We start from the raw sequence: 14,951 nt of genomic DNA, 5'->3' as shown, positions 1-14,951 counted from the left end.
CGCGATGCACAGAAAGACGAACCTTCTTGTGACAAGCACAAGAAGTAGCATTTGCTGCGCAAACTTAATCCTCATGTTTTCTGTGAACTTTGTTCACAAAAAACACCCGGGAGTACAGAGACAATCCTCTGTTCCCGGGTGTTTCTTCATCAGTTAATTTTTTTCAGCCAGAAGAAGCCATATGCAGGCACATTTACACCTGCAGCCTCCATCTCCTGTCCAGTGATCAGATCCTTATAAATTCCATCACGTTCATTAATCCATGCGGTCTTATCATATTCACTGAAGTTAAACAGGCCGTAAATTTTCTCTCCTTCATAATAACGGCCAATGCAGAGAATACTGTTATCCCATGTATCCACAGTCCAGGTATCCGCATTTGTCATAAATGCCTTCTCTGTTTTGCGGATTTTTTCCAGCTGGAGCAGACGTTTGTTCAATTTACCCTCCACAGTTCTGGCGTTGCCGCTCATGGCTGCGCGATCCCAATTCATAGCCCCTCTGTGAATGTATCGGGAATCCGGTGCTTTGTCCGGATCATTTTTGTATGAATAATCATTTACCTGTCCGATTTCATCTCCACTGTAGATCACAGGAATTCCTGACTGCATGAACATATAGGCATGAAGCATAACATCCAGCTGGATTGCTTTTTCCATCGCCGTTTTGTTTTTCTCAAATCCTGCCTTCTCAATACCGCACATGGATGCGGTGGTTCCACAGAATCTTGCATCTCCGGTAACCGGATCCTCATTGTAAAGCACTCCGCGACTGTTGCTCTCCCCTGCAAAGCCCTGGAAATAGTCATTGAGATATTTCTTATGAGAACGTTCTTCAATGCCTTCCTGCTGAAGTGTAGCATAGTCCAGTCCCCAGCCAATATCATCGTGGCAGCGCAGATAATTCAGGAATACGTAATCCTTCGGCAGACCATTTACAATATCAAGCTGTTTTTTCAGAAGGCGCACGTCCCTTGTGGCAACGGTATGCCATGTAGTTGCCATTGTAGTTACATTGTAAAGCATATGGCATTCCGGTTTTTCTACAGTCCCAAAGTATGGCACAACCTTTTCAGGCTCCATAACTACTTCTCCAAGAAGAATCACTCCCGGGCATACAATCTCGCTGATCAGACGCATCATACGCACAATGGTGTGTACCTGTGGAAGATTCCGGCATGGTGTGTTCAGCTCTTTCCAGATATAGGGAACTGCATCAATTCGGATTACATCAATTCCCTTGTTTGCAAGGAAAAGGAAATTATACATCATCTCATTGAAAACCCGCGGATTTCCATAGTTCAGATCCCACTGATAGGGGTAAAAGGTTGTCATTACATAATGCCCGATTTCCGGCAGCCAGGTGAAATTACCCGGTGCAGTAGTTGGAAATACCTGAGGTACTGTTTTCTCATAGAGGGACGGAATATACGGATTGTCGTAGAAGAAATAACGGCTCATATATTCCCCGTCGCCCTGGCGGGCTTTTTTTGCCCATTCATGGTCTTCCGAAGTATGGTTCATAACAAAATCCATACACAGGCTGATGCCTTTTTTGTGGCAGGCACCGGCAAGTGCCTCCAGATCATCCATCGTTCCCAGATTTTCCTGTACTTTACGGAAATCAGCCACTGCATAACCGCCATCAGAACGGCCTTTCGGCGTATCCAGAAACGGCATCAGATGAATGTAATTTACGTTGTTTTTTTCCAGATAGTCAAGCTTGCTTTCCACACCTTTCATGTTTCCTGCAAAATTGTCTATGTAAAACATCATGCCAAGCATGTCATTTTTCTTATACCAGCCCGGATCTGCTTCACGCTTTTGATCCAGTGCCTTCAATGTGCTGCTTCGTTCTTCATAGAAGCGGTGCAGCTGATCGCATAACTCGAAAAACATGGAATCATTTCCATAAAGCTCCATGTACAGCCAGCGTAATTCATCTGTTTTTTTTGCCATACGATCCTGAAAAATCTTATCTGTTTTCTCTCTTTGCTTCACTTTATATCCTCCTCGTATCTGCCGGCAATTCTCAAAGCTTCAGCTCGTACTTCGTAACATCCATCTCCACTTTCCCATCTGCAAAGAAGGAAATTCCATCTGCCTCCAGATCTGTATAAATCGTTGCAGTCATCACATGCTCTCCATCATTTACAAAAATCTCAGCACTAAAACGATCCAGGATCAGACGAAGCTTAATCTCTCCATTTTCACTGTTCACAAGGCTTCTTCTCTGATGGATAATTGCGCGTCTGGAGCCGGAGAACTTGCGGTCGATTTTTAATACGGATTCATAAGGGCGAAAGCTTACTGCTGTATGGTACGTATCATTCTGGGCAAAACGCACTGCAAATTTCTTATAAATATTCTGCGCATCTGCCGGGCGAAGAGTGATTTCCATATCCACGCATCTTCCCTCTATGCCATCCAGACGAATTACATCCTCAAAAGCAACATTCTTATATTCTGTCTTATTTGTGCGAAGCTTCTCAATTTCCCGAACCGGTTTCTGGATCAGGCGGCCGTCTTTAATGGAAAGCTCTCTTGGAAGGCTCATCTGTCCAAACCATTTTCCCTTCGGAATTCTGTTATTCGCACATGTATCCCAGTTCTGCATCCAGCCAATCATAATTCTTCTTCCGTCTGGTGCTTCCACTGTCTGCATTGCATAATAGTCGATACCATAGTCCACTGCCTGGTCTTTTTCCGGAATAAAGGTTTTGGTCTCTTCATCAAATTTACCAATCAGGCAAAGGGTTCCATCGCCATTGTGGTACTCAAAGCCTTTTGGAAGCATATCCTGAGGGCTTACAAGTACTACGTCTTTTCCATCCAGGGTAAAGAAATCCGGGCACTCCCACATTTTTCCGAATCTGCCATCATTAGAAAGCATTACGGATTCAAACTCCCAGTTAAACCCATCTTCACTTCTATACAGAAGAATACGGCCGCCTGTTCCGTCCGCCCTGTCATTTACGATCACGCAGCGGTAAGTGCCATCCTCGCATTTCCACATTTTCGGATCACGGAAATCAAAGGGGCTGCTGTTTTCCGGCATGTCTTCTGCTGTAAGAATCGGATTTCGTACATCCTTTTCATAATCCATCCCATCACCGACTGCAAGGCTTTGTGTCTGTATATCGCGGACACCTCCATCCGGCTGTGCTTCTTTTCGCACACTGGTGTACATAAAAAGCTGTTTTCCATCTGGAAGCGTAATGGCACTTCCTGAAAAACATCCCACATAATCATATGGCATGTCCGGGGCAATGGCTGCCGGAAGGTATTCCCAGTGAAGAAGGTCATCACTTACCGCATGTCCCCAGTGCATTGGTCCCCACTGGGAATCATATGGATAATACTGGTAAAATAAATGAAATTTGTCTTTGTAATAAGAAAAACCATTGGGGTCATTCATCCATCCAACTTTTGGAGATAAATGAAATTCCGGTCTCTCCAAAGGTGTAATATTCTGAGCCATTGCATCTTCGTATCTTCTGGCATCTCTTAAAGTCTGACTTATCATAATCATATCTCCTGTTGTTATTTATTAATCAAAACACATTTCAAGATAGTAATTATGGGGTCCAAAAATATTACTATCATTGGACCCCATTTTGGTTTTAACCTTTTACTGCTCCGGAGGTAACACCCTCAACGATGTAACGCTGCAGGAACAGATACAGAACCAGGATCGGAAGCATAGCCAGAAGGAGGGCGGCCATTACCAGTCCGAGGTCTGTTGAATAAGTACCATAGAATGCCTGTGTTGCAATCGGAAGAGTATACAGTTCTTTACGTCCGAGAACAAGGCTTGGAAGAAGGTAATCATTCCAGAATGCCATTGCATCAATAATCGCAACTGTTGCGATGGTTGGTTTCAGAAGCGGAAATACAATTTTCCAGTATGTCTGCCATCTGGTACATCCATCAATAAATGCTGCTTCTTCCAGCTCCATCGGAACGCTGGTGTGAATTGCACCGTGGAACATGAATGTTGCCATGGAAAGGGAAAATCCCACATGCATAAGGATCAGAGTAATACGGCTGTTCAGTACTCCAAAGATACCACCGTAAAGAGAAACCAGCGGGATCATAAGTACCTGGAACGGAATAACCATAGATGCAATCATCAGGGAAAACAGAATACCGCATGCTTTCCATTTATTACGAACAATTACAAACGCTGTCATTGCAGAAAGCATAATTGTAAGGATCGTAGAAACTGTAGTAATCAAAAGAGAGTTTGTAAAAGATGTTGCAAAGTTCATCTTTTTCATAGCATCTGTGAAGTTGGTCAGGATAAATCCGTGAGAGCCAACCAGTGCCAGCGGATCTGCCGTGATATCACCTTTTGTCTTAAACGCATTGAAAATTACCATGATAAACGGGAAGATAAATGCCAGAAACAGGATAACCAGCACTGCCATTGTAATAAAATGGCTGATTTTTTTCTTCTGAGCTGCTTTTTTGTTTTCGTCCATTATGCTGCCACCTCCCCTTTCTTACCAATGTAAACCTGAGTCACACCTACGATCGCGCAGACAACAAACAGGATCAATGCCTCTGCCTGGCCGGTACCGTAGTTTTTGTAAGTAAATGCCTGATTGTATACGTGCATAGCTGCCATTACAGAAGAGTTAAATGGCTCACCTTTTGTCAATGAAAGGTTTACATCATATACCATAAAGCATCTTGTGATTGTTAAGAAAAGACACTGTACAAAAGAAGATCTCATAAGTGGGATCGTTACGTTAATGGTTGCCTGTGTCTTGGTGCAGCCGTCGATCTGGGCTGCTTCCATAAGGCTCTTGGATACGCTCATAAATCCGGCTACATAGATCAGCATCATATATCCTGCGTACTGCCACACAGATACGATGATCAGACATGCCATTGCACCGTTGGTGGTTGCCAGCCAGGAGGTGGAAAGAGCACCTACAGAAAGAGATTTTCCAAGTGATACAAATGCACGGTTAAATACGAATTTCCATACATAACCAAGTACGATACCACCGATCAGGTTCGGAACAAAGAAGCCTGCACGGAAGAAGTTCTGACCTTTAATTCCGCTGGTAAGAAGGTATGCAAGGAAAAATGCTACCACGTTTACCAAAATTACAGCGATAACAGAATAAATCAAGGTACGTCCAAGTGCCTGCCAGTAAGCTGCATCCTGGAATGTAGCAATGTAGTTTGCCAGTCCAACAAATGGTTTGTCTTTTGAAACACCGTCCCAGCTTGTAAATGTAAGATATAATCCGTAGATAAATGGAAGGATTACAACTGCACTAAACAGGACAGTGGAAACGCCAGCGAACATCAAGTACTGTTTTACTTTATATTTCATGGTGTTTTGTTCCATAATCACGATCCCCTTTCCCTTTTCTTTTTTGTCTCCACCCTTTTCCCGCTGCCTCCGAAAATCTATAATCCAGTACTTTTCTTTTTGTGAGGGAAAGAGGCCGCACGCCGCATGGCACAGGCGTGCAGCCTCTTGAGGGGTGGCAAATTTCTATAAAACTACAGTATGTTTGTTAAATTAATAAGTTGTTACCAAAGGATAATTCTTAGTGCTCTACAGGAGTTGTGTTCTTCCAGTAGTCTTCAATCTCTGCTGCAAACTCAGCTCTGTCAATCTGTCCTGCGAGATATTTCTGGAAGGTTGCACCACAAATGGAAAGATGATCATCCGGAAGGTAATTGTAGTTATCAATCAGAGAGCCTTCATCTGCATATTTCTTAACAGATTTTCCAAGTGGATCGGATACTTCTTTTTCATTGTTAGAGAATGCAGGTACAAGTGCACATGTCTCAGCAATGAAGCTCTGTCCTTCATCGGAATCAGCAAGCCATGTAAGGAAGTCCTTAGCTGCCTGACGCTGCTCATCACTTGTTGCATCAGAGGAATCGATCATCATGAATTTGGAACCTCCACCAACAAGCTTCTCATTGGATCCGTCATCTGTGTTCTGCGGTACTGGCATCATTCCCATATTCTCTGTATAATCATATGCATTGATTACGGACCAGTCCCAGTTTCCTCCGAACATGAATGCGATCTGTCCTTCAGCAAGCATCATCTCGGTTGTCTCACGCTCTGCAGCGATTGCAGAATCTTTTGCGTAGTTATTCTCCATCATTACATCGAAGAAGTCCATAAGAGAATTGAATTTCTCATTGTTTGCAAGGTCTGCTGTTCCTTCATAAAGAGAGGAAACAAATGCTTCTACATCTGGCTGCTGCTCGTAAACCTCAGCAAGGAAGTGAGCTGCAAGGGACCAGTCCTCTTTCATGATACCGGTAGGTGTTTCCATTCCGCCTTCTTTCAGTTTCTCAAGAAGCTCTTTAAAAGAATCAAGTGTCTTGTAATCATCCGGATTGAATGTCTCGCCTGTGATTGCTTCGATTGCATCTGCATTGTAAATAACACCGCGTGCTTCAAGGCAGGTCGGGAAACCATTGATCTGTCCGTCAACTCCGATTGCGTAATCAGTCTCATTAACCCAGCTCTGATCGCTTAAATCAATTGCATGGTCTGCTGCAAGTGAATAGATATCTTTCGGGTCTACCATAGAGATTGTATATGGATCATTCGCAGAATATCTGGTAGCCAGATGAGCAGATACTGTATCACTATTGTAATAAACCTCTACGCCAACGCCGGTCTCTTCTGCATACTGAGCAGCTAATTCTTCGAACTGGCTCTGAACCTCCATCTTGGAGTTAAAAATTGTGATGTTCACATCGTCTGCCATAACCGGTACAGATACACTTGCCATTGTTGCTGCTGCAGTTGCAACTGCAATTGCCATTGAAATACGTTTTTTCATTTTTGCTTCCTCCTGTTTTTTACGTTCTTGTTGAGACGTTTTCTTGATGATTGTATGATAGCATTGCGTCTCAAACATGTCAAGCGGTTGTCATATATTTTTGTCCATTTCACACCACTTTGTTACATTTATACTATTTAGCTCTTTATGTTTTGTGCACTTTTACATGCTTTTTTCGTGTCTGTAGTTCATTTATTTTATTTTTCTTGTTTTTTTACGAAAATTGCTTCATTTTTTATCACAACCGCATGTCATATTCCTTATGCATCTGATCAATTCCGCGCGAAGCGTTTTTTTGTATAGCAGAAATATTACAGAGTAATTTCCTGCTATACAAAAAATCAGCTGTCATATTGTATTCTGAAATGTTTCAAAAACACCCCAGAATACACAATATGACAACTGACTGGAAAATTTTTCGAAGATAAAAAAATATTAACAATTCAGTAAAGCGGACATTCGCAATCCGCTTCGCTGCTTGCTCATGAACGCAGTCGCTTCGCGATCTGTCAGTGGGAGCTGAAGGCTCCCACTGGCAGAAGCATCCCCCCTCACTCGCCGCTTAGTGCTCCGCGCACTTGAAGCGGGGAAATGCTTATCTGCGTTCAAGTCGTCCCTCGCTCAACCAGTGTAACCGGAAATACTGTCTTAGTAGGTACAACTTTCCCCTCATCAATCTGCGCAATAGCTGCTACTGCCAATTCTGCCATCTGTTCCACAGGCTGATGAATTGTCGTAAGTCCCGGACTTGTAAACTGGGCAATATTCACATCATCAAAACCTACGATCTTCAGTTGCTCCGGAACCTTGATTCCCAGATCTGCGCATGCCTGCAGTACATAGGCACCAATAACATCTGAACTGGCAAATACACCGTCCACATCAGGATTATCCACCAGTGCCTGTCTTACATATTCATAATATTCCAGAGAATCAAAAAGACGGTTATCCGTTACCATAACCACATTTTCTTCATTTCGATTCTTACAGATATCACGAAATGCAACCTCGCGGAGATCTCCTGGCATATGAATGTCAACCCCTGCACTTACTCCGCCGATAAACATCAGCTTCCTGCAGCCTTTCTCAATCAGAAGCTCCGTTGCCAGCACACCGCCCTGATAGTTATCACATTCAATCCCGGATGTCCCTTCATCCATAGAACGTTCCAATGTGATCAACGGGAAATCAAGATCTTCAAATTTCTCAGTTTCAAAACTTCCACTGCAAAGAACAACGCCGGTCACTCTTTCGCTCTTGCACATCTCAATACACTGTTCCTCACGTTCTTCTTTATACCTGGAAACAAAAAGCATGATACGATATCCCTGCTTCGCAGCCTCTCGCTCCAAACGGCTTAGTACCTTGGCAAAATAAGGATGTTCAATATTCGGCAAAATAACTCCTATCGTATTACTCTTCTGCTTTGACAGTGCGCGAGCTGTCTCATTAGGCTGATAATTCAGCTCTTTCATCACCTGATATACTTTCTCACGGGTCTTATCACTGATATATCCTCTGTTATTCAGGACTCTGGAAACTGTTCCTACCGTTAGGCCTGAGGCCTTCGCCACATCCTTAAGTGTTGCCATATATGTAAATCTCCTTTATTGCGAGCTGCAGTTTTTTATTTCATCTTGATTTTATCACCTCGTAGTTTCTTGTGTCAACCGGTAAATACATCCTGTTTCTACATCCACCCGGCATCCATGTCACTGCAGGCCATCACCACGCAATCGATTCCAAGAAGGATCAGATAACCGCCAATAATAAAGCCCGTTGAAAACAACGCTACCCACGGCCAGATGATCATCAGACAGCCAAGGATGATTCCAAGAATATTTACAATCAAGGTAAAGTAATAGTAAAATTTTCCTGCTAGACGGACCAGAGGGATGTGGGTCAATCTGGAAACAGAATGAGCGATGAACCAGATTGGGAGAAGCAGGGTCATAATCAGCTCTCCGGCATTTGGGTACATCAGGAGCATTAGTCCGGCAAGGAGACTTAAAATTCCAGTCACCAGAGCAATGGTAGGTCCGAAGCCGATATAGCGCTCTGTTTTTGCATAAAATACAATATCTGAAATTCCGGTGATGACAGCAAGAAAACCATACGCAAAGGTAATTCCGCGGAGCATGCCGCCCGGATTACACAACGTATAAATCCCAAGAAGGATCAGCAGGATTCCCTCAATGAGTTCCAGCCAGCCATAACGTGAACGTCTTCTCATTTTTCCTCACTCTCCTCTTTGTTATTTAAAATTTTCATAAACTCTTCGCCAGTTATCGTTTCTTTTTCATAAAGGAACATAGCCAGTTCATCCAGTTTTTTACGGTTGTCTGTCAGGATCTTTTTGGCTTTTTCATGTTCTCGTTTTACTAATTCTACAACCTTCTCATCGATTTCCTTCTGGGTATCTGCGGAGCAGGAAAGGGATGCATCGCCGCCAAGGTACTGGTTGGTAACGGTTTCCATAGCCACCATGTCGAACTCGTCGGTCATTCCGTAGCGAGTGATCATAGCTCTGGCAATCTTGGTTGCCTGCTCGATATCGTTGGAAGCGCCTGTGGTGATCTCGCCAAACACGATTTCTTCTGCAGCACGTCCGCCGGTGAAGGTTGCAATCTTATTTTCCAGTTCTTTCTTTGTCATCAGATACTTGTCACCAGTTTCTACCTGCATGGTATAGCCGAGTGCACCGGAAGTACGCGGAATAATAGTAATCTTCTGAACAGGAGCGGAATGGTTCTGAAGGGCTGCCACCAGGGCATGTCCGATTTCGTGATAGGAAACCACTTTTTTCTCCTGGTCAGAGAGAACTGCGTTTTTCTTCTGGTAGCCAGCAATTACCACTTCAATGCTCTCTTCCAGGTCTGCTTCTGTAACGATTGTACGTCCGTCACGGACTGCACGAAGTGCTGCTTCGTTTACAATATTTGCCAGCTCGGCTCCGGATGCACCAGATGCCATACGTGCGATAGTGTGGAAATCCACGTCATCGGATGCTTTGATTTTTCTTGCATGAACCTTCAGAATTGCTTCACGACCTGCAAGATCGGGAAGCTCAACTGGTACGCGGCGGTCGAAACGTCCTGGACGGGTAAGTGCCGGGTCAAGGGATTCCGGGCGGTTGGTAGCTGCCAGAATGATAACCCCATTGTTGCCTTCGAAACCATCCATCTCTGTAAGCAGCTGGTTCAGTGTCTGCTCACGCTCATCGTTGCCCCCTACCTGGCCATCACGTTTTTTACCGATGGCATCGATCTCATCAATGAATACGATACATGGGGCTTTCTCTTTCGCCTGCTTAAAAAGATCACGAACTTTGGAGGCACCCATACCTACAAACATTTCTACGAATTCAGAGCCGGACATGGAAAAGAATGGGACATTCGCTTCTCCGGCAACGGCTTTGGCAAGCATTGTTTTACCGGTACCTGGAGGGCCTACAAGGAGAACGCCTTTCGGCATGGAGGCTCCCACGTCTGTGTATTTCTTTGGGTTATGAAGGTAATCTACAATCTCTGCAAGGTTTTCCTTGGCTTCATCCTCTCCGGCTACATCTGAGAAACGGATTCCTTCACTGGATTGAACGTAAACCTTTGCATTGCTTTTTCCCATGCCAAATGCCATGGAGTTTTTGCCTCCAGCCTGCTCCATCAGCTTCTTTGCCATATAATTTCCAAGAACTATGAAAATGATCAGTGGTAGAAGTCCGGTTACCAGGAAGCTGAGAATCGGAGAGGCCTGCTGGTCAATGTCTTTGGTAAAGGTGGCACCGCACTCATACAGACGGTCGGTGAGATCCGGGTCATTCATAAGACCGGTTTTGTAAATTTTTTCATTGTTCTTGTCGGTAAAGACGATCTGGTTATCTTCCACTTCTACTTTACCGATGTTTTTGTCATTGATCATGCTCATGAAGGTACCGTAATCGGTTTCTTCTACCTGATGCTCCATTAAGATTGGGGAAACCACCAGGTTAAAGACGATCAGTACCAGAAGCACAATGCCGTAGTAATAGATCAACGGCTTTTTTGGGGTTTTTACTTCTTTCATAGTTGTAGTCCTTTCTTATGTAAACTAATAGTGTCTACTCACTCTTCTGCCTCTTTCTTCTCTTCCAGACGCTGGGCTTCAATAGCCTCCAGCGATACCAGAAGTGCCCGGTTTACTGCCTGCATTGCAAAATCAAGGGCGTATTCTGCGGTGAGGATTTTCTTCTCCGTTCCCGGGAGCACATTTTCAAATATTGGCTCCTTATTTTTCAAATTAATGTTTTCTGCCTCCAGCACTTTTCCAACTGCTGCCTCCACCTGGTCGTAGACGCCTGCCAGCTTCATTACACAGTCTGTCTTGGAATGGCGAAGTCTGTTTTCCAAAGTGATACGGCTTTCCTGACATTCCTGTCGAAGATTCTGGATCTGTTGGTGGAGTCTTTCCGTATCCATACTCTCCGCCAGCTGAATCCGACTGTGGGTCTGTTCCAGTTTTTTATCCAGCTCGTACATTTTTACGGATAAAATTTCATGTGCCATATATGGTTCCCTCCTCTCCTTGCGGATTACGTTATCATTTCCGTTCTTTCTCAAACAGGCTCTAGCGCATGTTTGAAAAAGGCTTTCTGCAAAACGTGCGTCACAATCGCACTCCGTAATCCTGATGATTTTATTCTAGTACAAGCAGAAGAAAGTGTCGATAGCCAAAAATTTCACCGTGTATAGACAAAACGGGCAAAGTGTAAAGATACACCTTGCCCGTTTGATCTCTTATTTAGTTCCCTCCATGTATTTGCATCCGGCCTCTGGATTCTATTCCCAGTCGGTCTCCACCTCCGTCAATTTCACTTTCAAAACTGCTTCAAGGTCAATAAACACAGGAATAAAACTGTCACGAATAAACAGGAGCATTTTTCAGCACAGAAAGACATCTTCTGTAGCATTCTTTCCCATCATAATCAAATAGACTTCGTGTACGATCATATCCAGATTCTTCGTATCCTCCGGTGTCCAGTCCTGGAAAATACCAAAGATAGCATGGCTGTGGTAACGGAGGATCAGTTTCAGCTCCTGGCGGCTATAATTCTGGTACAGATTTTTTTCTTCCACAATGCTCTCAAACAACTCGTAGGTTCCTTGCATAAGGGTTTGTTCCAGTTCTTTGCCATAATTACTTTCTATGCCTTTCCGCACTTCTGGTATAGCATTGATGGCAAAAACAAACAGATACTTCAGCGCTGCTTCTGCGCCGCCCTGCTCTTTGCACGCCTCCAGCAGCCGCCTGGTTCCCTGCTTTATGCTCCACTGGATCAGATCCGGTATTCCTTCGAAATGGTAGTAAAATGCCTGCCTGGTGATCTGGCACTCTTCCACAATATCCTTTACTGTAAGCTTCTTTACCTTTTTCTCCAGAATCAGCTTACGGGCTGCTTCTGCGATGATCTCTTTCATGTCCATATACTGTGGTTCTCTTTCCTTTATCCGATGTTGAATCATAAAAAGGCTCAAATTCTTATACCTTGATAGCTACATGCAAATCATATTATCGGGAGCAACAACCAACTACCGCTCATACAATTTCACAGGTTATATATCTTTAACAATTTTCCCACTGCATTTTCCTATGACGCTTATACCCACTGCATTTTCCAATGATGCTTATATTCATACTTTGAGTTTCTAATTTGACTCTTCTGAATCTGCAATATTTTCCTCATCTACAGTATCTTGTTTCTCTGGTACCACTACATCTTCTCTCGCCTGCATAGCGGCTCTCTCACGAATGCTCTTCTTCGGGGCGGCCGGTTGAGATTGCTGGGAGGTTTTCTTCCTGGCTGGGTCTACTGCAAATTTGCGTTCCGGATCAGCCTTGGCAACTTTGCCTAAACGGGTGGCTCCCCAAAGTAAAAACAGCGGAAGCACAATGGCTGTAAAAAGAAGCCCCAGATTCATCAATCCGGTAAAAAACAGAATTACCTGCATGACAATCTCAGTTATAAGAAGAGATATGGCCAGTTTTACAGAAAATCTGCTCTTATCTACTCTGTTGGAGTTCCTTACAGATAGAAATCCAACTACAGCTTCCCAAATTCCTACTGCAATAAAACAAATACCAATCCCTTTCAGAAGTCCACTTCCCACTCCGGCATTTTCAAGAAGTTCTACATACTCTGCAGTTCCTTTATCTGCTTCCAGAGCTGTCATAAAAAAATTGATTCCATACATGATCGTGGAGGTAATGGCTGAAAACATCAGGAAAATACCACCAAACATCAGACACATCCTGCCATTCATCGCCTGCCGTGTCACCTTCATCTGCTCAAATTGATCCATAATCAAACCTGCCTCTCTTTTTTGCGAACCGACAAAAACACAATTTTAATATTAGTCTAACATATCACTTTTCGTTTTTCAATGTACAGGTTCCTGTTCGTGTAACAAACATTATGGGTTACGATTCTCGATCTTCGCAGAAACACGCTCTAGAGCGTGTTTGAAAAAGGCTTTCTGCAAGATGTGCGTCACAGTTTGTGGGAGATTTTGTCCGGATGAGGGCGCCGTAGCGGGCTACGGCAACCGAATTCGGGCAAAATCTCCCGCAAAGTGGGGCGTGCAGATTGCGGGAATGATTTTTCAAACAGGCTCTAGCTTAATAATTACCTTTACTTTCCAGATTCAGCTTTATATAATGTACTAGGGTGTGTTTGACGCACAAGTTATATGTGAAAGGCAGGTTTTACCAATGAACTGCAATAAAAAAGAGCTTTTACTTTATGCCGTTACTGACCGCAGCTGGTTAAATGGCAGAACTTTATATGACCAGGTCGAAGAAGCCTTAAAAGGTGGGGCTACCTTCATTCAGCTACGCGAAAAAACTCTGGATACAGATAGTTTTCGCAAAGAAGCTGCGGAAATCAAAGAGTTATGTGCGCGCTATCATGTACCATTCGTGATCAATGACAATGTAGAAATTGCAAAAGAAATCAATGCCGATGGCGTTCATGTAGGGCAGGAGGATATGGCTGCTGGTAATGCCAGAGCCATCCTCGGTTCTGACAAAATCATCGGCGTTTCTGCGCATACAGTTGAAGAGGCTGTTCTTGCTGAAAAAAATGGCGCAGATTATCTGGGAGTAGGTGCCGCATTCCAAACCGGAACCAAAAAAGATGCCGGCAATATCAGCCATGAAACTATAAAACAAATATGTGAGGCTGTAAATATTCCTGTTATTGCTATCGGTGGAATTACACATGACAATGTAATGGAGCTGGCTGGAAGCGGTATCTGCGGAATTGCAGTTGTAAGTGCCATCTTTGCAGCTGAAGATATTACAAAAGCAACCAGAGAGCTTAAAGAGCTTACTCTCAAAATGAAAGATTCTACTTGTATTTCCAAAGACAATGCATCTTTCAGGAAAGGAATTTCATGTTAAGGGGTGCCATCTGGGATCTGGATGGTACGATTCTGGATTCTATGTCAGCCTGGGATCATGTAGGCGAAAATTACCTGCGAAGCCAGGGAATTGAACCTGAACCGGATCTGGATGAAGCAATCGCCACTATGAGTCTCCACCAGGCAGCTGACTATTTTATTGAGCACTATGGTGTAAAACAGACCCGAGATGAATTGATCAAAAGTGCTGTAGCAATTGTAGATGATTTCTACCGCTATGAAGCTCAGCTGAAGCCTCATCTGAAAGAATTTCTGGCTCAGCTTCATGAGACCGGAGTCAAAATGTGTATCGCCACTGCTACAGAGCGCTCCCTCGTGGAAGCTGCCCTGGCACGTTGCGGAGTGCTTGATTATTTCAGCGAAATCTTTACCTGCTCCTCTGCGGGTGCCGGAAAGGACGAACCAACCATTTATCGGGAAGCCTTGAACTTTCTTGGCACTGACCGAACCAATACCATGGTCTTTGAAGATTCTCTTCATGCCCTTACTACAGCTAAGAAAGATGGCTTCTATACCACTGCTGTGTACGACTCTCATGAAGAAAATCAAGAGGAAATACAGTGTCTGGCAAACTGTAGAATTCGTGATTACAGTGAGCTGGAGGAATTTATTAATTTTGTAAAAAATCTATAATTTTTCTCTATCGGGAAGCTATTAAGCTTCCC

14 protein-coding genes are annotated in these 14,951 nt (G+C 43.8%); 2 read left to right on the top strand and 12 right to left on the bottom strand.

Translation table 11 applies throughout. The annotated features are described in order from the left end of the window. Nucleotides 1–149: 149 nt before the first annotated feature. From ACESTK_RS02765 to ACESTK_RS02710, 12 genes are all read right to left on the bottom strand, one after another. The gene (locus tag ACESTK_RS02765) at nucleotides 150–1,958 is read right to left on the bottom strand and encodes an amylosucrase (protein WP_373118576.1); all 1,809 of its coding nucleotides are present in this window, start codon (nucleotides 1,956–1,958) and stop codon (nucleotides 150–152) included. 73 nt (nucleotides 1,959–2,031) lie between these two features. Then, complete coding sequence (locus ACESTK_RS02760; RefSeq protein ID WP_347160917.1) at nucleotides 2,032–3,525, bottom strand: glycoside hydrolase family 32 protein; 1,494 nt, start codon at nucleotides 3,523–3,525, stop codon at nucleotides 2,032–2,034. A gap of 97 nt (nucleotides 3,526–3,622) precedes the next feature. Continuing rightward, the gene (locus ACESTK_RS02755; RefSeq protein ID WP_270413668.1) at nucleotides 3,623–4,483 is read right to left on the bottom strand and encodes a carbohydrate ABC transporter permease; all 861 of its coding nucleotides are present in this window, start codon (nucleotides 4,481–4,483) and stop codon (nucleotides 3,623–3,625) included. Beyond that, on the bottom strand, nucleotides 4,483–5,364 hold the full coding sequence (locus ACESTK_RS02750) for a carbohydrate ABC transporter permease (RefSeq protein WP_118581952.1): 882 nt from the start codon (nucleotides 5,362–5,364) through the stop codon (nucleotides 4,483–4,485). The genes ACESTK_RS02755 and ACESTK_RS02750 overlap by 1 nt, the downstream gene beginning before the upstream one ends. Before the next feature lie 205 nt (nucleotides 5,365–5,569). After that, complete coding sequence (locus ACESTK_RS02745; protein ID WP_118581955.1) at nucleotides 5,570–6,832, bottom strand: ABC transporter substrate-binding protein; 1,263 nt, start codon at nucleotides 6,830–6,832, stop codon at nucleotides 5,570–5,572. A 605-nt stretch (nucleotides 6,833–7,437) separates the two neighbouring features. Next, nucleotides 7,438–8,424, bottom strand: a complete 987-nt coding sequence (locus ACESTK_RS02740) for a LacI family DNA-binding transcriptional regulator (RefSeq protein ID WP_118581958.1) — start codon at nucleotides 8,422–8,424, stop codon at nucleotides 7,438–7,440. A 98-nt stretch (nucleotides 8,425–8,522) separates the two neighbouring features. Next, nucleotides 8,523–9,065 (bottom strand): DUF308 domain-containing protein, encoded by a 543-nt coding sequence (locus tag ACESTK_RS02735; protein WP_173716088.1) that lies wholly within the window; start codon nucleotides 9,063–9,065, stop codon nucleotides 8,523–8,525. After that, nucleotides 9,062–10,894: an ATP-dependent zinc metalloprotease FtsH gene (ftsH, locus tag ACESTK_RS02730; protein WP_195698902.1), complete on the bottom strand. Its 1,833-nt coding sequence runs from the start codon at nucleotides 10,892–10,894 to the stop codon at nucleotides 9,062–9,064. The genes ACESTK_RS02735 and ftsH overlap by 4 nt, the downstream gene beginning before the upstream one ends. A 38-nt stretch (nucleotides 10,895–10,932) precedes the next feature. Then, nucleotides 10,933–11,373, bottom strand: a complete 441-nt coding sequence (locus tag ACESTK_RS02725) for a hypothetical protein (RefSeq protein ID WP_373118521.1) — start codon at nucleotides 11,371–11,373, stop codon at nucleotides 10,933–10,935. Nucleotides 11,374–11,748: 375 nt separating this feature from the next. Next, nucleotides 11,749–12,291, bottom strand: a complete 543-nt coding sequence (locus ACESTK_RS02720; RefSeq protein WP_256144131.1) for a TetR/AcrR family transcriptional regulator — start codon at nucleotides 12,289–12,291, stop codon at nucleotides 11,749–11,751. Between the two features lie 222 nt (nucleotides 12,292–12,513). Further along, the gene (locus ACESTK_RS02715) at nucleotides 12,514–13,167 is read right to left on the bottom strand and encodes a hypothetical protein (RefSeq protein WP_373118518.1); all 654 of its coding nucleotides are present in this window, start codon (nucleotides 13,165–13,167) and stop codon (nucleotides 12,514–12,516) included. A 118-nt stretch (nucleotides 13,168–13,285) separates the two neighbouring features. Continuing rightward, nucleotides 13,286–13,471: a DUF6783 domain-containing protein gene (locus ACESTK_RS02710; protein ID WP_118581979.1), complete on the bottom strand. Its 186-nt coding sequence runs from the start codon at nucleotides 13,469–13,471 to the stop codon at nucleotides 13,286–13,288. A 105-nt stretch (nucleotides 13,472–13,576) separates the two neighbouring features. On the opposite strand from ACESTK_RS02710, the gene thiE reads away from it, so the two are divergent. Next, nucleotides 13,577–14,266, top strand: coding sequence for a thiamine phosphate synthase (gene thiE, locus ACESTK_RS02705; RefSeq protein ID WP_195698899.1), 690 nt, complete (start codon nucleotides 13,577–13,579; stop codon nucleotides 14,264–14,266). Then, complete coding sequence (locus tag ACESTK_RS02700) at nucleotides 14,260–14,919, top strand: HAD family hydrolase (protein ID WP_373118515.1); 660 nt, start codon at nucleotides 14,260–14,262, stop codon at nucleotides 14,917–14,919. The genes thiE and ACESTK_RS02700 overlap by 7 nt, the downstream gene beginning before the upstream one ends. The last annotated feature ends 32 nt before the right edge of the window (nucleotides 14,920–14,951 follow it).

The organism is Ruminococcus sp. Marseille-P328, assembly GCF_964249465.1.
GTDB classification, from domain to species: Bacteria; Bacillota; Clostridia; order Lachnospirales; family Lachnospiraceae; genus Blautia_A; species Blautia_A faecis.
Note: the sequence above shows the minus strand (reverse complement) of the source record. Positions and strands in the feature narration are given on the sequence as shown.

Coding starts and splice junctions, on each gene's coding strand:
- ACESTK_RS02700 (WP_373118515.1), top strand. CDS start 14,260: ATGTTAAGGGGTGCCATCTGGGATCTGGATGGTACGATTCTGGATTCT.
- ACESTK_RS02755 (WP_270413668.1), bottom strand. CDS start 4,483: ATGGACGAAAACAAAAAAGCAGCTCAGAAGAAAAAAATCAGCCATTTT.
- ACESTK_RS02720 (WP_256144131.1), bottom strand. CDS start 12,291: ATGGACATGAAAGAGATCATCGCAGAAGCAGCCCGTAAGCTGATTCTG.
- ACESTK_RS02735 (WP_173716088.1), bottom strand. CDS start 9,065: ATGAGAAGACGTTCACGTTATGGCTGGCTGGAACTCATTGAGGGAATC.
- ACESTK_RS02750 (WP_118581952.1), bottom strand. CDS start 5,364: ATGGAACAAAACACCATGAAATATAAAGTAAAACAGTACTTGATGTTC.
- ftsH (WP_195698902.1), bottom strand. CDS start 10,894: ATGAAAGAAGTAAAAACCCCAAAAAAGCCGTTGATCTATTACTACGGC.
- ACESTK_RS02745 (WP_118581955.1), bottom strand. CDS start 6,832: ATGAAAAAACGTATTTCAATGGCAATTGCAGTTGCAACTGCAGCAGCA.
- ACESTK_RS02725 (WP_373118521.1), bottom strand. CDS start 11,373: ATGGCACATGAAATTTTATCCGTAAAAATGTACGAGCTGGATAAAAAA.
- ACESTK_RS02740 (WP_118581958.1), bottom strand. CDS start 8,424: ATGGCAACACTTAAGGATGTGGCGAAGGCCTCAGGCCTAACGGTAGGA.
- ACESTK_RS02715 (WP_373118518.1), bottom strand. CDS start 13,167: ATGGATCAATTTGAGCAGATGAAGGTGACACGGCAGGCGATGAATGGC.
- ACESTK_RS02760 (WP_347160917.1), bottom strand. CDS start 3,525: ATGATAAGTCAGACTTTAAGAGATGCCAGAAGATACGAAGATGCAATG.
- thiE (WP_195698899.1), top strand. CDS start 13,577: ATGAACTGCAATAAAAAAGAGCTTTTACTTTATGCCGTTACTGACCGC.
- ACESTK_RS02765 (WP_373118576.1), bottom strand. CDS start 1,958: ATGGCAAAAAAAACAGATGAATTACGCTGGCTGTACATGGAGCTTTAT.